This is a genomic window from Bacillus cereus group sp. BfR-BA-01524 (genome assembly GCF_022662595.1).
Lineage (GTDB): Bacteria > Bacillota > Bacilli > Bacillales > Bacillaceae_G > Bacillus_A > Bacillus_A thuringiensis_S.
Map to the genome: position 1 here is coordinate 1 of NZ_JAKUDW010000314.1, position 364 is coordinate 364.

The window sequence follows — 364 nt, forward strand, 5'->3', positions numbered from 1 at the left end:
TCCAAAACTCATCATTACAAGAAGTGCTCCCATATATGGTTCCACAGGCATTTTCTGCCCTGTCTTCGGTAATTCTTTTTCCGGTTTTTTTGAATTCGGTGTTCCAGGTTTCTCTGGATTCGGTGTTCCAGGTTTTTCTGGATCTGGTGTTCCAGGCTTTTCTGGATCTGGTGTTCCAGGTTTTTCTGGATTCGGTGTTCCAGGTTTTTCTGGATCTGGTGTTCCAGGTTTTTCTGGATCTGGTGTTCCAGGTTTTTCTGGATCTGGTGTTTCTGGACCTGGTGGTGCTAAATGATTCAATTTGTTTAATACTTCTAATTGAACTGCATTTATCATTCCATTTGTAATTTCAAATGGAATTGGA

General features: G+C 40.9%; 1 pseudogene. It reads right to left on the reverse strand.

Annotated features, from left to right (window positions below):
- Positions 1–364, reverse strand: a pseudogene (locus MR170_RS31240) (hypothetical protein); the annotation flags it as partial.